A 23,584-nucleotide genomic window follows, 5' to 3' on the forward strand; every position below is an offset into this window, starting at 1 on the left:
GGGCAAGTAGATACTTTCCACCAGGAGAAACACCCCATGCGTAAGACTTTAGCTATTGCCTTGATGTTGACCGCTTCCCTCGGCATCGCTGCCTGCGGTAAAAAAACCGAGGACAAAGCTCAAGAAGCCACCCAACCGGCTGCACAAGCCCAGCAAAAAATGAGTGAAGCTCAGGATAAAGTGAACGACGCTGCGAAAGCAGCCGCCGATGCTGCCAAAGCTCAGGTAGATACGAGCAAAACAGCTGCTGAAGAAGCCGCTCCTAAAACCAACTAATCGGTTTTAGTGCAGCAAAAATAAAGCCCGCCAAGTGCGGGCTTTATTGTGTTCGCCCCTAAAGCGTTAGAGCAACGCGGTGCGAAAGGTCGGACTAATCATCAGCAGCAACGAACAGACAAAGCCGACAAACCACACCAGACTTCGTTGCCAGGCCAGGTCTGCCCAGTAGCACAGCAAGTAGATCACCCGGGCAATCACAAAGATGATTGCCAGCCCGTCGACCAGCCACCCCGCCGTTTGCGTGGTGTGCGCCATCAACACCCCGACCGCAAACAACAGGAAGGCCTCGAAACTGTTCTGATGCGCGGACAGCGCGCGAGCGCCAAAGCCTGTGAGCTGTGCTTGCTGCATGCGCGGCAGATGATTGTTGTAACCACCCAGCGCTTTCATGGCCTTGGCCACGGGTATTCGGGCGATGAAAATCAGCAAGGCACCGATAAACACACACCAGAACGGGATACTCATCAGGCCACCTCTTTGATCGCCTCAGGCAATGGCGCCTCTGTAGGGGTATAGACCATTACGTCGAGCACGTCGGAGTGAAACTCCCGACGATACAACACCAGCACCACCCCCGCGCTCATCAACATGAACAGCCAAGGGCTGACGAACCAGGCGAGCATGGTCATGCCGAAGTAATAAGAGCGCAGGCCGAAGTTGAACTGGTTGGCCGCCATCGAGATCACCCGCGCAGCGCGCGAAGCGAAGGCCTTGCGCTCCTGCTCGGAAACGTGACGCTCACCGATCATCGGTGCCGAGCCGATCAGGATCGCCGCGAAGTTGTATTGGCGCATGCACCAACTGAAGGTGAAGAAGGCGTAGACGAACACCAGCGCCAGGCACAGCAGCTTGATCTCCGACATGCCCTGGGAAGCCTGTTGAACCATCGGAATGTCTGCCAGCAACGACAGCGCCCGCTCGGAGGAGCCCAGCACCGTGAGAATACCGGCGAGGATGATCAAGGTGCTCGAGGCGAAGAACGAGGCGTTACGCTCCAGGTTGCCCACCACACTGGCGTCAGCGATGCGGTTGTCGCGCAGCAGCATGCGGCGCATCCAGTCTTCGCGGTAAAGATGCAGCACACTGGCCAGGCACGCGGTATCGCGACCCTTCCAGATAGCGTAACGGGTATAACCGCCCCAGCAGATAACAAACCAGAGCGCGGCAATAATGTGGATCAGATTGGTGTGGATGAACGACATGCATATCCCTGTTAGGCGTTGACAAGGTTGAAACCTGTAGGAGCAAGGCTTGCCCGCGATGAGGACATAACTCCGACAGAGTTGTCGACTGACACACTGCCATCGCGGGCAAGCCTTGCTCCTACAGGTAATGCTTCGACGTTAGCGCAAAGAAAAAGACACTGCCGCTCGCCCATAAAAATGCCCCGTATCGATTGATACGGGGCATTTCTATTTTTTTGTAGAGTGCTGCTCATGACCCGCTTGTGGCAGGCCTTGAAACATTAAGCCAGGGCTTCACTGCGCTTGCCCAGCAAACGGTCGCAGGCGAATGCAACCACCAGGGTAAAGACGCATGGCACCAGCCAGGCCAAACCTTGCTCAGCCAGCGGCAAGTGTGCCATTTGAGTTGGCATCCACTCTGCCAGACCCGCGCCCTTGAGCGCGTCGATCATGCCGAACAGGAACGACACCAGCATTACCGGGCCAACGATGCGACTTTGCTCCAGCCAGAAATCCTTGCAGAAGCTCAGCGCCACCAGAACGATGCAGGGTGGGTAGATCGCCGTCAGCACCGGGATCGAGAACGCGATCAGCTTGGTCAGGCCCAGATTGGACACCAGCAGCGAGAACGCTGCCAGGATGATCACCAGGGTCTTGTAGGACAGTGGCAGCACACGACTGAAGTATTCGGCGCAAGCACAGGTCAGGCCGACTGCCGTTACCAGGCAGGCCAGCGAAATCAGCACCGCCAGGAAACCGCTGCCCAGGGAACCGAAAGTGTGTTGCACATACGCGTGCAATACCGCTGCGCCGTTGGTAGCGCCGACGGCGACTTCATGGCTGCCCGAGCCCAGGCGGAACAGACTCACGTACACCAGCGCCAGACCGACACCGGCAATCAGCCCGGCGATGATCGCGTAACGCGTGATCAGGACTGGAGACTCGACGCCGCGAGAACGAATCGCGTTGACGATCACGATGCCGAATACCAGCGCGCCGAGGGTATCCATGGTCAGGTAACCATTGATGAAACCCTGGGAGAACGGCGCCGCGACATACTCAGGCGTTGCAGTGCCGATGTCGCCCGCCGGCAAGGCGAATGCGGCAATGCCGAGCACGGCCAGTGCGATGATCTTCAGTGGCGCGAGGAAACGGCCAACGGTGTCCAGCAGACGGCCCGGGTACAGCGAGATGAAGAACACCAACAGGAAGTAAACCGAGCTGTAGAGCAGCAGCGCCAGCGGGCTTTCGCCGGTCAGCGGCGCCAGGCCCACTTCGAAGGACACGGTCGCAGTACGCGGGGTAGCGAACAGCGGGCCCACAGCGAGGTAGCACGCGGCGGCCAGTACGCCACCGGCGATTTTGCCGATTGGGCTGCTCAAGGTGTCCATGGCACCACCGACCTTTGCCAGCGCGACAACGGTGATCACCGGCAGACCAACGGCAGTGATCAGAAAGCCCAGCGCTGCCATCCAGACATTAGGCCCGGACTGCAAACCGACGATAGGCGGGAAGATGATGTTGCCAGCCCCGACGAACAGGGCAAACGTCATAAAGCCGAGTGCCAGGATGTCCTGGCCTTTCAACACTTTCATTAAGGAAATACCACACTACTGAATCGGAATTTAGAGAGGGATTTCCCTTATGGGTGAGGGAAATGCTGTCGGTCCGTATAGGACTGACCCGTTTAGCGCGCAGCGTCCTTGTGGGCAGCAAACGCAAAATGGCGGCTAGCGTACCTAATTTGCCTGACAAACGCACTATTACAGGGCGAACTATCCGATGCGCGACATTCTCATGTCGTGTTTTCGCATCTAAATCTCCGTCTTCCGTCAGGACGCCATCGCGGGCAAGCCTTGCTCCTACGGATCTAGCATCGTTCACCAATTATGGATCGACACAAATTCGTAGGAGAGGCCGGGCGGCGTTCCGTTTGCCCGCGATGGCGTCCTACCTGACAACACACACCAGAAATCGGCATAGGGGACGGCCTTCATAGGCCGTGCCCCTGCCACACCACCCGGCATGCGGGTCCGCACCGGGCGGTTCGAGAGATTGAGGTTATGAGAGACGCACTAATCCCAGCCTGTCGAACCACGCAAAATTGAGTACGCGATTCAGCTCCAGACGACTGTTGCACCACCAGCGACAGGCGTTGCCCGCCACCTTCTGCGCCACCCGCTCACTTGCACCCAGTGCTCGCAACTCACGATAGATCGTCGAACTACGCTTCCACTGCTTGAGTTGGATCGCTCGCAGCCGGTGTCGAATCCATTCGTCCAGCTCTCGCCAGACTTTCGGAGTTTGCGACAATCCAAAGTAAGCTTTCCAACCCAGAATGTAGGGCCGTAACTCATCAACCACCTGCTGCAAGCTACGACCACACGAGCGTCGGGTGTACCACCGAATCCGCTGCTTGAACTGCTTCTGCGCTTTATAGGAGGAAGCACGTTTAACTTCGCCTCGGGCTGACCACAGCTCATAACCCAGAAACTTACGGCCAAACGCACTTGCCACCGCACTTTTGCTCTCGTTGACGCTCAGGTGCAGCTTTTCGTAAAGCCGCCTCAGCAAAGCCATCACCCGTTGCCCTGCCTTCTGGCTGCGCACATAAACGTTCGCATCATCGGCATAGCGAACAAAGCAGTGACCTCTTCGTTCAAGCTCCCGATCCACTTCGTCCAGCAGCACATTCGCCAGTAACGGCGACAGCGGGCCGCCTTGCGGCGTCCCACAGCGGCTTTTCTCGATCGCACCATCAATCGTCGTCCCTGCATCCAGATAAGCTCGGATCAGCCGGATAACACCCCGATCCGTAATCCGTTTGCGTAAGCGATCAATCAAAATGTCGTGATCAACCCGGTCGAAAAACTTCTCCAGATCCACATCCACTACCACTTTGCGTCCCGAGGATACGTAGCGCTGAGCGGCCAAAACGGCGTCCTGCGCGCTGCGCCCCGGACGAAAACCGTAGCTGTGTTCACTGAAAGTCGGATCGAGTATTGGCTGCAAGACCTGCAGCAACGCTTGTTGGACCAGACGGTCGGTGACCGTCGGAATTCCCAACTCGCGCTGACCGCCGTCGGGCTTGGGAATGACCACTCGGCGTACCGGACTGGGCCGGTAGACGCCTGAAAGAAGCTGTTCACGAATCGCCGCCCACTGAGTCAGCAGGTGTTCGGCCGTCTGTTCAATACCCAGACCGTCGACTCCCGCTGCACCTTTGTTGGCCTTGACCCGCTTCCACGCCCGTTTCAGGTTTTCTCTCGCAAAGGCCCGTTCCAGCAGCCCTTGCCCTGCGCTTTCAGTTTCATTTTGCGGGCGATTTACCTCGTCGCTGATGGGGCTTCTCACGGCTTCACCGCTCGCAGTCTCCATCCGCCCCACGTTTGGCGGGCATCTGACTTCCGGTATTTCGCATCAACATGGCCTACAACGCTTTCTCTCGTTCGGCCCTTCGTCAAAAAAAAAGACTACTACGGCCTCTGCTGACTTCTCGCTCCGGCCTGCACCGTCGCCCTTTCAGGCACAAGGCGAGATCTCCCCAGGTAAGAACGCAATCCTTCACCGCACAACCGCCGGATTTACGTAGCCTGACCTTTGACCACAAGAGCTTCGCGGTTTCGTGCCAGCTCGCCCTAGTCGACTCCGCCTTGTATCCGATTCTTGTACATCGGCTCGCGGCTTCGATCCACGCTTCCTCCCCACACTCGGTCACCCTCATGCAGTTGCGCTTCACTTCGTTCGCTGTGGTCAGCTTACGGCGGGACTTTCACCCGCAAGATTGCGCCCATGCTGGGCGCACACGACAAAGGCCACCCGAAGGTGGCCTTTGTTTGGTGGAGCGTCAGCTAAGCGCGAGGCTTACTTGACAGCCCAGCCAGTCAGCTCGGCCAGGGCCTTGCCGATGTCTGCCAGCGAACGCACGGTTTTAACGCCTGCGTCTTGCAGAGCAGCGAATTTCTCGTCTGCAGTGCCTTTGCCGCCAGAGATGATTGCGCCAGCATGGCCCATGCGCTTGCCCGCAGGGGCAGTCACACCAGCGATGTAGGAAACAACCGGCTTGGTCACGTGTGCCTTGATGTAGGCAGCCGCTTCTTCTTCAGCCGAACCGCCGATCTCACCGATCATGACGATCGCTTCGGTCTTCGGGTCTTCCTGGAACAGTTTCAGGATGTCGATGAAGTTCGAACCCGGGATCGGGTCACCACCGATGCCGACGCAAGTCGACTGACCGAAACCGGCGTCAGTAGTTTGCTTAACAGCTTCGTAGGTCAGGGTGCCGGAACGCGAAACGATACCGACCTTGCCTGGCAAGTGAATGTGACCTGGCATGATGCCGATCTTGCATTCGCCTGGAGTGATCACGCCTGGGCAGTTAGGGCCGATCAGGATCACGCCCAGTTCGTCGCACTTGACCTTGGCATCCAGCATGTCCAGGGTAGGAATGCCTTCAGTGATGCAAACGATCAGCTTGATGCCGCCGAAGGCTGCTTCCAGGATCGAGTCCTTGCAGAAAGGAGCTGGAACGTAGATCACGCTGGCGGTGGCGCCAGTGGCTGCGACAGCGTCTTTCACGGTGTTGAACACTGGCAGACCCAGGTGCTCGGTGCCGCCTTTGCCCGGAGTTACGCCACCCACCATCTTGGTGCCGTATTCGATGGCTTGCTGGGTGTGGAAACTACCTTGCGAACCGGTAATACCCTGGCAGATAACTTTGGTGTCTTTATTGATCAGGACGCTCATTATTTGCCCTCCGCAGCTTTAACGACTTGTTGAGCAGCGTCGGTCAGGCTGGTAGCAGCGATGATGTTCAAACCGCTTTCTGCCAGTACTTTAGCGCCCAGCTCAGCGTTGTTGCCTTCAAGGCGAACAACAACCGGGATTTTCACGCCGACTTCTTTCACAGCGCCGATGATGCCTTCGGCAATCATGTCGCAGCGAACGATGCCGCCGAAGATGTTGACCAATACTGCAGCGACGTTAGTGTCGGACAGGATGATCTTGAACGCTTCGGTAACGCGTTCTTTGGTTGCACCGCCGCCCACGTCGAGGAAGTTGGCTGGTTTGCCGCCATGCAGGTTGACGATGTCCATGGTACCCATGGCCAGGCCAGCACCGTTGACCATGCAACCGATGTTGCCTTCCAGCGCTACGTAGTTCAGTTCGAACTTGGCAGCGTGCGCTTCGCGCGGATCGTCTTGCGACGGATCGTGGAAAGTCTTCAGCTTAGGCTGACGGTACATGGCGTTGGCGTCGATGTTGATCTTCGCGTCCAGGCAGTGCAGATCGCCGTCAGCCTTGATCACCAGCGGGTTCACTTCCAGCAGAGCCAGGTCGTGATCCTTGAACAGCTTGGCCAGACCTACGAAGATCTTGGCGAACTGAGCAACTTGCTTGCCTTCCAGACCCAACTGGAATGCCAGCTCGCGACCCTGGAATGGCTGAGCGCCAACCAGTGGATCGATAGTAGCCTTGAGGATTTTCTCAGGGGTGTCGTGAGCGATTTTCTCGATGTCCACGCCACCTTCGGTGGAAGCCATGAACACGATGCGACGGCTCGAACGGTCAACGACAGCGCCCAGGTACAGCTCTTTAGCGATATCAGTGCACGATTCAACCAGGATCTTGGTGACTGGCTGACCATTGGCATCAGTCTGGTAAGTCACCAGACGCTTGCCCAACCACTGTTGAGCGAATGCTTTAGCGTCTTCTTTGCTGCGAACCAGCTTGACGCCGCCCGCTTTACCGCGACCACCGGCGTGAACCTGGGCTTTGACAACCCACTCGCTGCCGCCGATTTTGTCGCAAGCTTCTGCTGCCGCTTCCGGGGTGTCTACCGCGTAACCGGTCGATACTGGCAGGCCGTACTCAGCGAACAGCTGCTTACCCTGATACTCGTGAAGATTCATGCTTATTACCGTCTTCGTTAGGTACTGCGCATTCGGTGCTGCACTCATTCAAGTGCCGCACCACCTGTGACTGCTGCTTGCGTAGCTGAGCTACGCAAGACTGCGTCCGGCGGATATTCCGCGGTGAGTCTTGCAGGCAAGGCTCACGACGGGCCAAACCGCCGTGGTTTCTTATTGTCTTAACGCTTCTTGCGGTTGGCGATGTGAATGGCGCCGCCATTCACTGCCAGAGCTGCTTCGTGCAAGGCTTCGGACAGGGTCGGATGGGAGAAAACCATCATGCCCAGGTCTTCGGCGCTAGTGCCGAATTCCATGCCGATTGCGCCCTGCTGTACCAGTTCTGCTGCGCTCGGGCCAATCACGTGGACGCCCAATACGCGGTCAGTCTTGGCATCGGCGATCACTTTGACGAAACCACCGGTATCGTTGGCTGCCATGGCACGGCCAGAGGCTGCGAACGGGAAAGTGCCGACGTTAACTTCAACGCCTTCAGCTTTCAAGGCCTGCTCGGTTTTACCAACCCATGCAATTTCCGGGTGAGTATAAATAACCGAAGGGATCAGGTCATAGTTCATCTGGGCTTTGTGGCCCTTGATGCGCTCGACAACCATGATGCCCTCTTCCGAGGCCTTGTGTGCCAGCATCATGCCGCGAACCACGTCACCGATCGCATAAACGCCTGGAACGCTGGTCGCGCACTGGTCGTCAACGAAGATGAAGCCACGCTCGTCGATGGTCACGCCGCTATCGGCAGCCAGCAGATCGGTGGTCACTGGACGGCGACCAACGGCTACGATCAGCTTGTCGAACGTGATGGTCTGTTCGCCGTTGGCGTCGGTGTAGGTCACCACGACTTCTTCGCCGTTGACTTTGGAACCGGTAACGCGCGCGCCCAGCTTGATGTCCAGACCTTGCTTGGTCAGGGTTTTCAGCGCTTCTTTGGAAACGGCGGTGTCAGCAGCCATCAGGAACGTGTCCAGGGCTTCCAGGACAGTCACTTGAGCGCCCAGACGGGACCATACCGAACCCAGTTCCAGACCGATCACGCCAGCGCCGATCACGCCCAGACGTTTTGGAACCGATTGGAACTCCAGAGCGCCCGTCGAATCGACGATCACTTTCTGGTCAACCGGTGCCGGTGGAATATCGATCGGACGCGAGCCCGAAGCGAGAATCACGTTCTCGGCTTCGATGATTTCGACGCTGCCGTCAGGCTTGGTCAGTTCGACTTTCTTGCCGGCCAGCAGTTTGCCGTGGCCTTGCAGGGAGGTCACGCCGTTGGCTTTGAACAGGGTGGCAACGCCAGAGGTCAGGCCTTTGACGATGTTGGCCTTGCGGCCGACCATTGCTGGCACGTCCATGGTCACGCCAGCGTGGTTGATGCCGTGGATCGCGAAGCCGTCTTGAGCTTCGTGAAACTTCCAGGAGCTGTCCAGCAGCGCCTTGGACGGAATGCAGCCGACGTTCAGGCAAGTACCGCCGAGGGCCAGTTTGCCCTCTTTGTCGGTGTATTTCTCGATGCAGGCAGTCGAAAGGCCAAGTTGCGCCGCTTTAATGGCAGCTACGTAGCCGCCAGGGCCCGCACCGATCACTACCACGTCGAATTTCTGAGTCATGTGTCATTCCTTCTCGAATCAAACCGGACGATCCCTTTCAGGGGACCGTCGTGGGACGAAGCTGGTCATTACAGATGGGCCGCTCATCGCTGAGCGGCCCGTGCAACGAAATCAGATATCCAGCAGCAGACGAGCCGGGTCTTCCAGCAGGTTCTTGATGGTAACCAGGAAGGTCACAGCTTCTTTGCCGTCGATCAAACGGTGATCGTAGGACAGAGCCAGGTACATCATCGGACGGATAACAACCTGACCGTTGATCGCCATCGGGCGCTGCAGAATGTTGTGCATGCCCAGGATAGCCGCTTGCGGCGGGTTGACGATCGGGGTCGACATCATCGAGCCGAAAGTACCACCGTTGGTGATGGTGAACGTACCACCAGTCATTTCGTCGATGGTCAGCTTGCCGTCGCGAGCTTTCTTGCCGAAGTTGGCAATGCCGCCTTCGATTTCAGCCAGGCTCATCAGTTCGGCGTTACGCAAAACCGGCACCACCAGGCCACGGTCGCTGGACACGGCAACGCCGACGTCAGCGTAGCCGTGGTACACGATGTCGCCGCCGTCGATGGAAGCGTTGACAGCCGGGAAGCGTTTCAGCGCTTCGGTGGCCGCTTTCACAAAGAACGACATGAAGCCCAGGCGCACACCGTTATGGCTCTTCTCAAAGAGATCCTTGTACTTCGAACGCAGCGCCATGACTTCAGTCATGTCGACTTCGTTGAAAGTCGTCAGCATCGCCATGTTCGACTGGGCTTCAACCAGGCGCTTGGCCACGGTTGCACGCACGCGGGTCATCGGTACGCGCTTCTCGGTGCGGTCGCCAGCGGCGAACACAGGAGCAGCGGCAGCCGGGGCAGCGGCCTTGGCAGGCGCGGCAGCCGGAGCAGCGGCCTTGGCAGCAACTGCTGCAACCACGTCTTCCTTGGTCACACGACCGCCTTTGCCAGTACCGGCAACGGAAGCGATGTTGATGCCGCTTTCTTCAGCCAGCTTGCGAGCAGCCGGTGCAGCAACAGGATCATCTTCGCCAACAACGGACAAAGCAGCAGCCTGTGCAGGCGCAGCAGCAGCGGCGGCTGGAGCGGCGGCAACAGCACCGCCCTCCCCGATGGAGCCCAGGACTTCGTCGGACAGAACGGTGTCGCCTTCGTTCTTGACGATAGCGCCCAGCACGCCATCAGCGGTAGCCAACACTTCCAGTACGACTTTATCGGTTTCGATGTCGACGATCAGTTCGTCGCGCTTGACCGCGTCGCCCGGTTTTTTGTGCCAGGTGGCAACGGTGCCATCGGCAACCGATTCCGGGAAAGTGGGGGCTTTGATCTCGATAGCCATTGTCTGTGGTTCCTTAAATTCGGTTTCAGGTGCGCGAAGGCGTTAAACAGTAAAGGCGTCTTGCAGCAGTTTTTCCTGCTGTTCGGCGTGCATCGATGCATAACCACAAGCAGGTGCAGCAGAAGCGTCACGGCCCGCGTACTCGAGTACGAGAGACTTGTTGTGACCGCCAACGATGCGGCGCATGTGATGCTGGCTGCAGTACCAGGCACCCTGGTTCATCGGCTCTTCCTGACACCAAACGATGTGTTTGAGGTTGGAATAAGGAGCCAGGACTTCAATCAAGTCGTCCTCAGGGAATGGGTACAGCTGCTCAAGACGCACGATGGCGATGTCGTCACGACCTTCGGCACGGCGTTTTTCCAGCAGGTCGTAGTAGACCTTGCCGCTACACAGCACGAGACGAGTGACCTTTTTCGGATCATGCGCATCGATTTCCGGAATAACGGTCTGGAACGAACCTTCGGCCAGATCTTCCAGGGTCGAGATGGCCAGCTTGTGACGCAGCAGCGACTTCGGAGTCAGGACTACCAGTGGTTTGCGCAGAGGACGAATCACCTGGCGACGCAGCAAGTGGTAGATCTGGGCCGGCGTAGTCGGCATGCACACCTGAATGTTGTGCTCGGCACACAGCTGCAGGTAACGCTCCAGACGAGCCGAAGAGTGCTCCGGACCCTGACCTTCATAACCGTGTGGCAGCAACATGGTCAGACCGCACAGACGGCCCCACTTGTGCTCACCGCTGGTGATGAACTGGTCGATAACCACCTGGGCACCGTTGGCGAAGTCGCCGAACTGGGCTTCCCAGATCACCAGCGCGTCAGGCGTGGTGGTGGAGTAGCCGTATTCGAACGCCAGTACGGCTTCTTCGGACAGGAACGAATCGTACAGGTCGAAACGTGGCTGGCCTTCATACAGGTGTTGCAACGGGATGTAGGTGCCCGCGTCTTTCTGGTTGTGCAATACCGCATGACGGTGCGAGAACGTACCGCGGCCGATGTCCTGGCCGGTCATGCGAATCGGATGACCTTCGAACGCCAGGGTCGCGTACGCCATGGTTTCGGCGTAACCCCAGTTGATCGGCAGGCCGCCGGCTTGCATTTTCTGACGGTCTTCGTAGATCTTCGCAACCTGGCGCTGAACCACGAAGCCTTCCGGAATTTCCAGCAGCTTGGCGGACAACTCCTGAAGGGTTTTCAGATCGAACGTGGTGTCGTGACGCGCAGTCCAGGCGTGGCCCAGGTACGGACGCCAGTCGACGAACAGCTCTTTGTTCGGCTCCTTGACCAGGCTTTTCACTACGTGCAGACCGTTGTCCAGCGCGTTGCGGTATTCGTCGACTTTCGCCTGAACACGTGCAACGTCAAGCACACCGCTCTGGGTCAGACGATCGGCATACAGCTCACGCGTGGTGCGCTGCTTGGTGATCTGCTGATACATCAGAGGCTGGGTGCCGCTTGGCTCGTCCGCTTCGTTGTGACCGCGACGACGGTAGCAGACCAGGTCGATCACCACGTCACGCTTGAACTGCATGCGGTAATCGATGGCCAGCTGGGTCACGAACAATACGGCTTCCGGATCATCACCATTCACATGGAGGATCGGCGCCTGGATCATTTTCGCAACGTCGGTGGCGTACTCGGTGGAACGCGAGTCTTCCGGGTTGCTGATGGTGAAGCCAACCTGGTTGTTGATCACGATGTGAACCGTACCGCCAGTCCGGAAGCCGCGGGTCTGCGACATCTGGAAGGTTTCCATGACCACGCCCTGACCGGCGAATGCCGCGTCACCGTGGATGGAAATCGGCAGGACCTTTTCACCGGTAGGGTCGTTACGACGATCCTGACGGGCACGCACCGAACCCTCGACCACTGGCGAAACGATTTCCAGGTGGGACGGGTTGAAGGCCATGGCCAGGTGGACTTCGCCGCCTGCGGTCATCACGTTGGAGGAGAAGCCCTGGTGGTATTTAACGTCACCGGAGCCCAGCTCGACCTTCTTCTTGCCTTCGAACTCGTCGAACAGCTCGCGCGGGTTCTTGCCGAAGGTGTTGACCAGCACGTTCAGACGGCCACGGTGGGCCATGCCGATAACGATTTCCTTGGTGCCGTAGGAACCGGAGCGCTGGATCAGCTCGTCAAGCATCGGAATCAGGCTCTCGCCGCCTTCCAGGCCGAAACGCTTGGTGCCCGGGTATTTGGTACCCAGGTATTTTTCCAGACCTTCGCCCGCGGTGACGCGCTCGAGCAGATGGCTCTTGATGTCGGCCGAATACACCGGACGACCACGCACGCCTTCCAGACGCTGCTGGAACCACTGGCGCTGCTCGGAATCGACGATGTGGGTAAATTCAGCGCCGATGGTGCGGCAATATGTCTGCTGCAACGCTTCGTGAATTTCGCGTAGGCTCGCTTCCTCTTTGCCGATGAACAGGTCGCCGGCACGGAAGGTCGTATCAAGATCGGCATTGGTCAAGCCGTAATGATTGATCGACAGGTCTGCAGGTGCAGGACGCTGCCACAGTCCCAGCGGGTCAAGCTGGGCTGCCTGGTGGCCACGCATACGGTAGGCCTGGATCAGTCGCAGTACTTCAACTTGCTTCTTCTCGTGCTCACTGCTCACGCTGCCGGCGGAAACCGGTTGGGCGCGGCGCTGGTTCTTTGCCAGCAGCACGAAATGATCGCGAATCGTCGAGTGCGATACATCGGTGGCAGCGTTGCCGTCAGCGGGCAACGTCTGAAATTTGGTGCGCCACTCTTCTGGCACAGCGTTAGGGTCGTGCAGGTAGAGCTCATAAAGCTCTTCCACATAGGCAGCGTTACCACCTGAAAGATAGCCGCTGTTCCACATGCGCTGCATCACGCTTTCTTGCATGCTTGGTCACCCTCGGTTAGGGGAACACCATCGGCGAAGACACCGAGCAAGCTTGCAGAAGTCCGAGTGCAGCGACCAAAACAAGCCACTTAGGATCACGCTGATAGTCCGGGTACCAGCCCGGATGCCCCTGCTTGTCTCATTTCTTCAAAATAAGAGCCGCAGCCTTGTGGGCTGCCACTCTGGTTATAGCTACGACGCGGGTTGAAGCCCGCGCCCTAGCCTCTACGGGTACAGCAGTCCTACGGGTACAACAGCTGAATCACACGCCGCTTTGCAGCAGCATGTTACGTATGTGACCGATGGCCTTAGTCGGGTTCAGGCCTTTCGGGCATACGTTGACGCAGTTCATGATCCCGCGGCAGCGGAATACGCTGAACGGGTCATCCAGCGAAGCCAGACGCTCGGAAGTCTTGGTGTCACGGCTGTCTGCCAGGAAGCGGTAGGCTTGCAGCAGAGCAGCTGGACCCAGGAACTTGTCCGGGTTCCACCAGAAGGACGGGCACGAGGTCGAGCAGCAAGCGCACAGGATGCACTCGTACAGACCGTCGAGCTTTTCACGCTCTTCAGGAGTCTGCAGACGCTCGATGGCCGGAGCCGGCGTGTCGTTCTGCAGGAAAGGCTTAACCTTCTCGTATTGCTTGTAGAAGATGCTCATATCGACGACCAGGTCACGGATAACCGGCAAACCTGGCAGAGGACGAACGATCAACTTGTTACCTTTGACAACAGCAGACAGCGGCGTGACGCAGGCCAGACCGTTTTTGCCGTTGATGTTCATGCCGTCGGAACCGCAAACACCTTCACGGCAAGAGCGACGATAGGAGAAACCCTCGTCCTGCTCTTTGATCAGGGCCAGCACGTCCAGCACCATCAGGTCTTTACCACCGGTGTCGACCTGGAATTCCTGCATGAACGGCGCGGCGTCCTGATCAGGGTTGTAGCGATAAACACTGACTTGCAACATGGCGGCCACCCTTAATAAGTCCGAATCTTAGGTTCAAAAGTCGGAACAGTCTTCGGCGAGAAGTTCACGGCACGCTTGGTAACGCGCTTGTCACCCGGGAAGTACAGGGTGTGGCACAGCCAGTTTTCGTCGTCGCGGTCTTCGTAGTCTTCACGGGCGTGAGCACCGCGGGACTCTTTGCGGATTTCTGCAGCGATAGCAGTAGCTTCGGCCACTTCCAGCAGGTTTTGCAGTTCCAGCGCTTCGATACGAGCAGTGTTGAACGCCTGGCTCTTATCGTTGATCTTGACGTTGGCGATACGGCCACGCAGATCAGCCAGCTGAGCAATACCCTTCTGCATGTATTCGCCGGTACGGAATACACCGAAGTAGTTCTGCATGCAGCTTTGCAGCTCTTTACGCAGGGTAGCGACGTCTTCGCCTTCGGTACGCGAGTTCAGGCCATCGAGACGAGCCAGGGCTGCGTCGATGTCGGACTGGCGAGCACGGGTGTAGTCAACGCCTTCTTTCAGGGTCTGCTCCAGGAACAGGCCCGCGGCACGGCCGAATACCACCAGGTCGAGCAGCGAGTTGCCGCCCAGACGGTTGGCACCGTGAACCGATACGCACGCCACTTCACCTACCGCGAACAGACCAGGAATGATCTGGTCAACGCCGTCGGCGTCCTGAGTGATTGCCTGGCCATGAATGTTGGTGGCAACGCCGCCCATCATATAGTGGCAGGTCGGAACAACCGGGATCGGCGCTACGGCTGGGTCGACGTGAGCGAAGGTCTTGGACAGTTCCATGATGCCGGGCAGACGGCTGTGCAGAACTTCTTCACCGAGGTGATCGAGTTTCAGCATCACGTGGTCGCCATCCGGGCCGCAACCGTTGCCAGCGATGATTTCTTTCACCATCGAACGGGCAACAACGTCACGACCGGCAAGGTCTTTGGCGTTCGGAGCATAACGCTCCATGAAACGCTCGCCGTGCTTGTTGATCAGGTAACCGCCTTCACCGCGGCAACCTTCGGTAACCAGTACACCGGCGCCGGCGATGCCGGTCGGGTGGAACTGCCACATTTCGATGTCTTGTACCGGCACGCCAGCACGCAGAGCCATGCCGACGCCGTCACCGGTGTTGATCAAGGCGTTGGTGGTGGACGAGTAGATACGACCCGCACCGCCAGTCGCCAGAACGGTGGCGTTAGCGCGGACGTAGGAGGTTTCGCCGGTTTCGATGCAGATGACGATCATGCCGACAAAGGCACCGTCTTCGTTCTTCACCAGGTCGACGCCGTAGTATTCGTTGAGGAATACGGTGCCGGCCTTCAGGTTGGCCTGGTACAGAGTGTGCAGCAGTGCGTGACCGGTACGGTCGGCAGCAGCGCAGGTACGGGCAGCCTGGCCACCTTTACCGAAGTCTTTCGACTGACCGCCGAACGGACGCTGGTAGATGCGACCCTGCTCGGTACGGGAGAACGGCAAGCCCATGTGCTCGAGCTCGAAGACCGCTTCCGGACCTACGGAACACATGTATTCGATAGCGTCCTGGTCACCGATGTAGTCGGAACCCTTGACGGTATCGTACATGTGCCAGCGCCAGTCATCGTTCGGATCAGCGGACGCGATGGCGCAGGTGATGCCACCCTGGGCGGATACAGTGTGCGAACGAGTCGGGAAAACCTTGGTAACTACGGCAGTCTTGTGACCGCCTTGTGCCAGTTGCAGCGCAGCGCGCATGCCAGCACCGCCGCCGCCAATGATGATGGCGTCGAACGAAAGTGTATTTACTGAGTTAGACATGAATCAGATACCCCAGAGAATCTGCACACCCCAGACGAAGTAAGCGAACATCGCAACGCCGCATACTGCCTGGAAAAGGAAACGTACTGCAGTCGCGGACTTGCCCAGCGCCATTGGCGTCAGGTAGTCGGTCGCGATGGTCCACATGCCGACCCAGGCGTGAGCGCCAAGGGCAACCAGGGCCAGTAGACTGAAGATGCGCATCCAGTTGTTTGCGAACAGCAAGTGCCATTGGGCGTAGCCAAGGCCAGGGTGCGCAACAAGGTATCCGATCAGAAAAATGAAATAAGCCGCGAGAACGACTGCAGACACACGCTGTGCCATCCAGTCATAGAGGCCCGAACGCGATAGGTTCGTAACGCTGGTTACCATATCCAAACTCCCGCCAGAACGATCATCACCACGGAAACGGCGATGACGATTTTCGAGCCCAGCTTGCCGCCTTCCAGCGTCTCACCGATGCCCATGTCCATGATCAGATGGCGTACACCGGCCACCATGTGATACAGCAAGGCGGATAGAAGGCCCCATGCTACGAACTTGGCCAGAGGACTGGTCAAGCATGCCTTCACCTCGGCAAAACCTTCCTCGGAACCCAGGGATTTGCTCAATGCATACAGCATGATGCCAAGGCCCAGGAAGAGGATGATGCCGGAAACACGGTGAAGAAACGACGTAACGCCGGTGATGGGGAGTTTGATGGTCCTTAGGTCTAGGTTTACAGGTCGTTGGCTTTTCACGGCTTTTTTTCACACTGAAGAGCCCCTAACAATCAGGGCAAAGTTGTTGGGGAGTGCACTGGTCAGGTAACCACCACCCAGGGATGCGACCCCCAATAAAGCAGGCCCAAAAGCCCCTGGCGGTCGGTGGCCGAGTATAGACAGTTAGGCTACTAATGACAACGCGTTCACCTTCCCCTAATAGCTCATTGCGCAAGCGGGATAAAAGGCGTAAACGGCAGCCAATTTCAAGGAAAAAGTCGGGTTAAAGCCTTCTGGAGCAAGACTTTAGGCAAATTGACATTCGAATTTATCTCACTATAGTGGTGCGGGCCCTGCGTGGGGGGTCTGTCTGATGATTTCAAGCATAAATAGGAGGCCACATGGCTGACAAAAAAGCGCAGTTGATCATCGAGGGCGCAGCCCCCGTCGAGCTGCCCATTTTAACCGGCACCGTTGGTCCCGATGTAATCGACGTTCGGGGCCTGACGGCCACGGGCCGTTTCACTTTTGACCCGGGTTTCATGTCGACCGCCTCTTGCGAGTCGAAGATTACCTATATCGACGGTGACAACGGCATTTTGTTGCACCGCGGCTACCCGATCGAGCAACTCGCCGAGAAGTCGGACTATCTGGAAACCTGCTACCTGCTGCTCAACGGCGAGTTGCCGACCGCAGAACAGAAGGCCCAGTTCGTCAGCACCGTCAAGAACCACACCATGGTTCATGAGCAACTGAAGACCTTCTTCAACGGTTTCCGCCGCGACGCCCACCCAATGGCCGTCATGTGCGGTGTAGTCGGCGCCCTTTCGGCCTTCTACCACGACTCCCTGGACATCAATAACCCGCAGCATCGCGAAATTTCCGCGATCCGTCTGGTTGCCAAGATGCCAACCCTGGCAGCAATGGTTTACAAGTACTCCATGGGTCAACCCATGATGTACCCGCGCAACGATCTGTCGTATGCGGAAAACTTCCTGCACATGATGTTCAACACCCCGTGCGAGATCAAACCGATCAGCCCGGTACTCGCCAAGGCCATGGACCGGATCTTCATCCTCCACGCCGACCACGAGCAGAACGCATCGACCTCCACCGTACGTCTGGCAGGCTCCTCGGGTGCCAACCCGTTCGCCTGTATCGCTGCCGGTATCGCCGCACTCTGGGGCCCGGCTCACGGCGGCGCCAACGAAGCCGTGCTGACCATGCTCGATGAAATTGGCGATGTCTCGAACATCGACAAGTTCATCGCCAAGGCCAAGGACAAGAACGATCCGTTCAAACTGATGGGCTTCGGTCACCGGGTTTACAAAAACCGCGACCCACGCGCTACCGTCATGAAAAAGACCTGCGACGAAGTACTCAAGGAACTGGGCATCCAGAACGATCCGCAACTCGAACTGGCCATGCGCCTGGAAGAGATCGCCCTGACCGACCCGTACTTCATCGAACGCTCGCTGTACCCGAACGTCGACTTCTACTCGGGGATCATCCTCAAGGCAATTGGCATTCCAACCAGCATGTTCACCGTGATCTTCGCCCTGGCGCGGACCGTCGGCTGGATCTCCCACTGGAAAGAAATGCTCTCCAGCCCGTACAAGATCGGCCGCCCGCGCCAGCTGTACACCGGCTACGAGTCGCGTGACATCACCCGGCTTGAAGACCGCAAGTAAGACCTGTCTTGCGATAACGTCTTAGCTGCACCGGAAACGGCCTCTGCCTCTTGTAGAAGAGCAGAGGCCGTTTTTGTTTGTGCCTGCCTCTCCCCGCCCCTAAGGGTAGAGCTCAACAAAAATGCCCCGATCTCTCGACCGGGGCATTTCTATTTAACGCAGCTTATATATAGAAGCTCGTACATGCCTGTACGTTAGTGCGACACCGCCCCACTCGCCCCCAACCCGGTCTGCGAACGGACGAATTGCGGGAAGAACAGCGCCCGCTCATTGTCAGCCGCTGCGGACTTGTCAGTGATGGAGAAGAACCAGATGCCGACAAAGGCAATGGCCATCGAGAACAGCGCCGGGTACTCATACGGGAAGATCGCCTTCTCGTGCCCCATGATCTGCACCCAAATGGTCGGACCCAGCACCATCAAGCCCACCGCACTGACCAGCCCCATCCAGCCACCGACCATCGCACCGCGCGTGGTCAGCTTCTTCCAGTACATGGAAAGCAGCAGCACCGGGAAGTTGCAACTGGCAGCGATCGAGAATGCCAGGCCCACCATGAACGCGATGTTCTGGCTTTCGAACAGGATGCCCAGAATAATCGCCAACACGCCCAAGGCGATGGTGGTGATTTTCGAAACCCGGATTTCATCCTTCTCGTTAGCCTTGCCCTTCTTGATCACACTGGCGTACAGGTCATGAGACACCGCCGTGGCCCCGGCCAGAGTCAGACCCGCAACCACCGCCAGAATGGTGGCGAAGGCCACCGCCGAGATAAAGCCGAGGAAGATACTGCCGCCCACTGCATTGGCCAGGTGCACCGCTGCCATGTTGTTGCCGCCCACCAGCGCGCCCGCAGCGTCCTTGAAGGCCGGGTTAGTGCTGACCAGCAGGATTGCGCCGAAGCCGATAATGAACGTCAGGATATAGAAGTAGCCAATGAAGCCGGTGGCATACAGTACGCTTTTGCGTGCTTCTTTCGCGTCACTCACGGTAAAGAAACGCATCAGGATATGCGGCAGGCCAGCGGTACCGAACATCAACGCCAGGCCAAGGGAAAATGCCGAGATCGGGTCCTTCACCAGACCGCCCGGACTCATGATCGCCTCACCTTTGGGGTGAACCTTGATCGCTTCGGAGAACAGCATATTGAAGTCGAAGTGGACGTACTTCATCACCATCAGCGCCATGAACGACGCACCGGACAACAACAGCACGGCCTTGATGATCTGCACCCAGGTGGTCGCCAGCATGCCGCCGAACAACACATAGAGGCACATCAGGATCCCCACCAGAATCACCGCGACATAGTAGTCGAGCCCGAACAGCAACTGGATCAGCTTGCCGGCACCGACCATTTGCGCGATCAGGTAGAACGCCACCACCACCAGCGAACCGCAGGCTGACAAGGTGCGAATCTGGGTTTGCCCGAGACGGTAGGACGCCACATCGGCAAACGTGTACTTACCCAGGTTACGCAAGCGCTCGGCGATCAGGAACAGAATGATCGGCCAGCCCACCAGGAAGCCGATCGAGTAGATCAGACCATCGTAGCCAGACGCAAACACCAGCGCGGAAATCCCCAGGAAGGACGCCGCCGACATGTAGTCACCGGCAATCGCCAGACCGTTCTGCAAACCGGTAATCCGGCCGCCCGCCGCGTAGTAGTCGGCTGCCGACTTGGTGCGCCTGGAGGCCCAGTAGGTGATGCACAGCGTTGCGCCGACGAACACCACAAACATCAGGATCGCCGATATGTTGAGCGGTTGTTTGTGCACTTCGCCCGTAAGCGCCTCGGCCGCCCAAACGGCCGGTGCGAAGGCGGCAATGCCTAAAGCTGCCAATAGACGCCGGATCATTGCTGAGCCTCCTTGAGAATCGCATTGTTCAGGTCGTCGAATTCGCCATTGGCGCGCCGTACGTAAATGGCTGTCAGGACGAAGGCCGACACAATCAGCCCGACCCCAATCGGAATGCCCCAGGTAATCGATGACCCGGGGCTGATCTTCGCCCCCAGTACATGCGGTCCATAAGCAATCAATAAGATGAAGCCCGAGTAAAGCCCAAGCATGATCGCCGAAAGAATCCAGGCGAACCGCTCCCGTTTACGAACCAGCTCCTTGAAGCGCGGGCTGTTTTGAATCGAGAGGTAAATGCTGTCGTTCATTGTTTTTATCCTCGCAGCACAGATTTTTATTGGAACGTATCCACTCTATGCGGCTGCGGAACAGGTTCCAGACGACCTTAGTATTAGAACGACATGACTATTTCGCCAATTTTCTGCCCCTAAACAGCCGAAAGAATTGGAAATGGCTTTTGAATCAGCCACAAACCCTGTGGAGCGGGGATCAACCTGAAACAAATGTGGGAGCGAGCCTGCTCGCGATGGCGCCGTATCAGTCAACCTATCTGTCAACTGTTACACCGCTATCGCGAGCAGGCTCGCTCCCACAGGGATGAAGCGTTATCCGGGTTTATTTAGTCCAGTCAGCGACGCGTTGCGGGTGTTTGGTCACCCAATCCTTGGCTGCCACTTCAGGTTTGGCACCATCCTGGATGGCCAGCATGACTTCGCCGATTTCGTCTTTCGACGCCCACTGGAAGTTCTTCAGGAACTTCGCAACTTCCGGCGCTTTGGTTGCCAGTTCTTTGCTACCGATGCTGTTTACGGTTTCAGCTGCGCCATAAACGCCTTTTGGATCTTCCAGGAAGCGCAGTTTCCACTTGGCGAACATCCAGTGAGGTACCCAACCGGTGACCGCGATGGATTCGTTTTTCTTCTCGGCACGGGTCAGCTCGGCAATCATGCCGGCACCGGAACTGGCCTTGAGGGTGTAGTTGCTCAGACCGTAATCCTTGATCGCCTGATCGGTCTTGAGCATTACGCCTGAACCGGCGTCGATGCCGACGATACGACCTTTGAAGCTCTCGTCGGTTTTAAGATCCTCAATGGTCTTGGCCTTGACGTACTCCGGCACGATCAGACCGATTTTCGCATCCTTGAAGTTCGGGCCGTAATCGACGACCTGATCCTTGTTCTTCGCCCAGTATTCGCCATGGGTCACTGGCAGCCAGGCTGACAGCATTGCATCGAGTTTGCCGGTGGCGACACCCTGCCACATGATCCCGGTGGCCACGGCTTGCAGTTTCACGTCGTAGCCGAGTTTTTGCTTGATCACTTCCGCAGCCACGTTGGTTGTGGCGACGCTGTCCGACCAGCCATCGACATAACCGATCGTCACTGCCTTGCTTTCGGCGCTGGCCACAGTAGAACTGATCGCCAGCACCAAAGCCGCACCTGCGCCCAAGAGTAGTCGCATCTTCATCGTTACTTCCCCGAAAGTGCTGCGCCCGACGGATGCCGAGCAGCGTCAATGTATTGTTATGGTGCCCAGCGCCCCCATCACGCCTCACCGCAAACCCGTTCGAACATCAGCGGAGTACTGATGAGTCGATAATCAACCTCGCGCCCAAGGCGACCTGCTCTGCCTGCGACCTCAAGGCATCGAGAAACGACATCAGAACGCCAGCAACCGCGTCCTGCAAAAATGCCCCTGCGAATCCCGCCTGAACTTTGCATGTCAAAACCATGCAGGTCACCAAGCACGGGACAAATGCAGGTAAGATGCGCGGCTTTGTTCCCAGACGGCCTGACCATGCCCGCCACCTCGCGCTTCCCCTTCTTCGCTTATCTATTTGCCTGCCTGCTCGGCCTGTTTGCCCTTGGTGGTTACTGGTACGGGCTCGGTCAACCGGTGGTGCTGCCGGACGTGGCCAGCGCCACGCACAAATTGCAGTGCGCCTCGTACACACCGTTCGACAAGGACCAATCGCCATTCGATCAGCCGTTCAAACTGCGCCCTGAACGCATGGACGCCGACCTCGCGTTGCTGGCAACCCGCTTCGAGTGCATTCGCACCTACTCGATGACCGGTCTCGAAGCGTTGCCGGACCTGGCGCGCAAGCATGGCCTGAAGCTGATGATCGGCGCCTGGGTCAACAGCAATCCGGTGGACACTGCCAAGGAAGTCGAACTGCTGATCGCCGAGGCCAACGCCAACCCGGACGTGGTCAGCTCAGTGATCGTAGGCAACGAAACCCTGCTGCGCAAGGAAGTCACCGGCGCGCAATTGGCCAAGCTGATCAACCACGTCAAGAGCCACGTCAAACAGCCGGTGACCTACGCCGATGTCTGGGAGTTCTGGCTCAAACACCCTGAAGTCGCCCCGGCGGTGGACTTCCTGACCATCCACTTGCTGCCGTACTGGGAAGATGATCCGTCCAACATCGACGCCGCCCTACAGCACGTTGCCGAGGTTCGGCAGATCTTTGGCAGTCGCTTCGCCCCCAAGGACGTGCTGATTGGTGAAACCGGTTGGCCCAGTGAAGGCCGTCAACGGGAAACCGCTGTACCGAGCCGCGTCAATGAAGCCAAGTTCATTCGTGGTTTTGTGGCGATGGCCGAGCAACAAGGCTGGCACTACAACCTGATCGAAGCCTTTGACCAGCCGTGGAAACGCGCCAGTGAAGGAGCGGTCGGCGGTTACTGGGGGCTGTTCGACGCAAACCGTCAGGACAAGGGCGTACTGGCAGGCCCCGTCACCAACCTGCCGTTCTGGCCGCAATGGCTGGCAGTCGGCGGCCTGATCTTCCTCGGTACGCTGATGCTGGGCGGCCGCGTACGCAGCACTCGCGCAGCGTTGACGCTGCCACTGCTCGGTGCGGTCGCTGCGTGCTCCATTGGCACCTGGGGTGAACTGGCTCGCGTTACCAGCCGCTTTACCGATGAGTGGATCTGGGCCGCGTTACTGACCGGCCTGAACGTTTTGGTACTGGCCCACGCGGCGTTGTTCCTCAGCGCCAGAACCGGTTGGCGTGAACGCGCCTTCAATGCACTGGAACGTCGCGCTGGCTGGCTGCTCGCGGCAGCCGGGTTCGCTTGTGCAGTGATGATGCTGGCGCTGGTGTTCGAACCGCGCTATCGCAGCTTCCCAAGCGCCGCCCTGCTGCTGCCAGCGCTGGTCTATCTGATTCGCCCGGTCAGCGCACCACGCCGGGAAATCGCACTACTGACCTTCATCATCGGCGCCAGCATTGCCCCGCAGCTGTACCGTGAAGGCCTGTTCAACCAGCAAGCCTGGGGCTGGGCGCTGGTTTGTCTGCTGATGGTTGCTGCGCTGTGGCGCAGCTTGCGGGTGCGCAATACCTGATAAATTGCATTGATTATCGGCGGTCTTTTGTGGCGAG

Annotated in this window: 19 protein-coding genes; 3 read left to right on the forward strand and 16 right to left on the reverse strand. The window is 58.0% G+C overall.

The genetic code is table 11. The features are described 5' to 3' along the window. Positions 1–36: 36 nt before the first annotated feature. A complete protein-coding gene (locus tag HK44_RS18975; protein ID WP_019692312.1) occupies positions 37–276 on the forward strand; it encodes a hypothetical protein in 240 nt (79 codons plus the stop codon). A 66-nt stretch (positions 277–342) separates the two neighbouring features. Here HK44_RS18975 and HK44_RS18980 read toward each other — a convergent pair whose 3' ends face one another. The 13 genes from HK44_RS18980 to sdhC form a co-directional block, all read right to left on the reverse strand. Next, complete coding sequence (locus HK44_RS18980; protein ID WP_019692313.1) at positions 343–744, reverse strand: MAPEG family protein; 402 nt, start codon at positions 742–744, stop codon at positions 343–345. Continuing rightward, positions 744–1,481: a DUF599 domain-containing protein gene (locus HK44_RS18985; RefSeq protein WP_019692314.1), complete on the reverse strand. Its 738-nt coding sequence runs from the start codon at positions 1,479–1,481 to the stop codon at positions 744–746. Before HK44_RS18985 ends, HK44_RS18980 begins: the two co-directional genes overlap by 1 nt. A gap of 263 nt (positions 1,482–1,744) precedes the next feature. Beyond that, positions 1,745–3,058: a branched-chain amino acid transport system II carrier protein gene (gene brnQ / locus HK44_RS18990; protein ID WP_019692315.1), complete on the reverse strand. Its 1,314-nt coding sequence runs from the start codon at positions 3,056–3,058 to the stop codon at positions 1,745–1,747. 466 nt (positions 3,059–3,524) lie between these two features. Then, on the reverse strand, positions 3,525–4,841 hold the full coding sequence (gene ltrA / locus HK44_RS18995) for a group II intron reverse transcriptase/maturase (RefSeq protein ID WP_019692316.1): 1,317 nt from the start codon (positions 4,839–4,841) through the stop codon (positions 3,525–3,527). Positions 4,842–5,327: 486 nt separating this feature from the next. Beyond that, a complete protein-coding gene (gene sucD / locus HK44_RS19000; RefSeq protein ID WP_019692317.1) occupies positions 5,328–6,209 on the reverse strand; it encodes a succinate--CoA ligase subunit alpha in 882 nt (293 codons plus the stop codon). Then, positions 6,209–7,375: an ADP-forming succinate--CoA ligase subunit beta gene (gene sucC / locus HK44_RS19005; RefSeq protein WP_007919879.1), complete on the reverse strand. Its 1,167-nt coding sequence runs from the start codon at positions 7,373–7,375 to the stop codon at positions 6,209–6,211. Before sucC ends, sucD begins: the two co-directional genes overlap by 1 nt. Before the next feature lie 179 nt (positions 7,376–7,554). Then, a complete protein-coding gene (lpdA, locus tag HK44_RS19010; RefSeq protein ID WP_019692318.1) occupies positions 7,555–8,991 on the reverse strand; it encodes a dihydrolipoyl dehydrogenase in 1,437 nt (478 codons plus the stop codon). A gap of 111 nt (positions 8,992–9,102) precedes the next feature. Then, on the reverse strand, positions 9,103–10,323 hold the full coding sequence (gene odhB / locus HK44_RS19015; protein WP_019692319.1) for a 2-oxoglutarate dehydrogenase complex dihydrolipoyllysine-residue succinyltransferase: 1,221 nt from the start codon (positions 10,321–10,323) through the stop codon (positions 9,103–9,105). A gap of 42 nt (positions 10,324–10,365) precedes the next feature. After that, positions 10,366–13,197 (reverse strand): 2-oxoglutarate dehydrogenase E1 component, encoded by a 2,832-nt coding sequence (locus HK44_RS19020; RefSeq protein ID WP_019692320.1) that lies wholly within the window; start codon positions 13,195–13,197, stop codon positions 10,366–10,368. A gap of 262 nt (positions 13,198–13,459) precedes the next feature. Continuing rightward, on the reverse strand, positions 13,460–14,164 hold the full coding sequence (locus HK44_RS19025; protein ID WP_019692321.1) for a succinate dehydrogenase iron-sulfur subunit: 705 nt from the start codon (positions 14,162–14,164) through the stop codon (positions 13,460–13,462). 11 nt (positions 14,165–14,175) lie between these two features. After that, the gene (sdhA, locus tag HK44_RS19030; protein ID WP_019692322.1) at positions 14,176–15,951 is read right to left on the reverse strand and encodes a succinate dehydrogenase flavoprotein subunit; all 1,776 of its coding nucleotides are present in this window, start codon (positions 15,949–15,951) and stop codon (positions 14,176–14,178) included. A gap of 3 nt (positions 15,952–15,954) precedes the next feature. After that, the gene (gene sdhD, locus HK44_RS19035; RefSeq protein ID WP_019692323.1) at positions 15,955–16,323 is read right to left on the reverse strand and encodes a succinate dehydrogenase, hydrophobic membrane anchor protein; all 369 of its coding nucleotides are present in this window, start codon (positions 16,321–16,323) and stop codon (positions 15,955–15,957) included. After that, entirely contained in the window at positions 16,317–16,691 is a 375-nt protein-coding gene (gene sdhC / locus HK44_RS19040; RefSeq protein ID WP_019692324.1) for a succinate dehydrogenase, cytochrome b556 subunit, read from the reverse strand. Before sdhC ends, sdhD begins: the two co-directional genes overlap by 7 nt. Before the next feature lie 362 nt (positions 16,692–17,053). Here sdhC and gltA point away from each other — a divergent pair, with 362 nt between their 5' ends. Beyond that, positions 17,054–18,343 carry a citrate synthase gene (gltA, locus tag HK44_RS19045; RefSeq protein WP_019692325.1) on the forward strand — a complete coding sequence of 430 codons (1,290 nt, stop codon included), beginning with the start codon at positions 17,054–17,056 and terminating at the stop codon, positions 18,341–18,343. Positions 18,344–18,537: 194 nt separating this feature from the next. On the opposite strand, the gene HK44_RS19050 is transcribed toward gltA, so the two are convergent. The 3 genes from HK44_RS19050 to HK44_RS19060 form a co-directional block, all read right to left on the reverse strand. Continuing rightward, a complete protein-coding gene (locus tag HK44_RS19050) occupies positions 18,538–20,196 on the reverse strand; it encodes a cation acetate symporter (protein WP_019692326.1) in 1,659 nt (552 codons plus the stop codon). Further along, the gene (locus HK44_RS19055; RefSeq protein ID WP_019692327.1) at positions 20,193–20,504 is read right to left on the reverse strand and encodes a DUF485 domain-containing protein; all 312 of its coding nucleotides are present in this window, start codon (positions 20,502–20,504) and stop codon (positions 20,193–20,195) included. Before HK44_RS19055 ends, HK44_RS19050 begins: the two co-directional genes overlap by 4 nt. A gap of 307 nt (positions 20,505–20,811) precedes the next feature. Further along, positions 20,812–21,663 carry a glycine betaine ABC transporter substrate-binding protein gene (locus HK44_RS19060; RefSeq protein ID WP_019692328.1) on the reverse strand — a complete coding sequence of 284 codons (852 nt, stop codon included), beginning with the start codon at positions 21,661–21,663 and terminating at the stop codon, positions 20,812–20,814. Positions 21,664–21,951: 288 nt separating this feature from the next. Here HK44_RS19060 and HK44_RS19065 point away from each other — a divergent pair, with 288 nt between their 5' ends. Next, positions 21,952–23,547, forward strand: a complete 1,596-nt coding sequence (locus tag HK44_RS19065; RefSeq protein ID WP_024265079.1) for a beta-1,6-glucan synthase — start codon at positions 21,952–21,954, stop codon at positions 23,545–23,547. Positions 23,548–23,584 lie beyond the last annotated feature (37 nt).

The organism is Pseudomonas fluorescens HK44 (assembly GCF_000217955.3).
Lineage (GTDB): Bacteria > Pseudomonadota > Gammaproteobacteria > Pseudomonadales > Pseudomonadaceae > Aquipseudomonas > Aquipseudomonas fluorescens_AQ.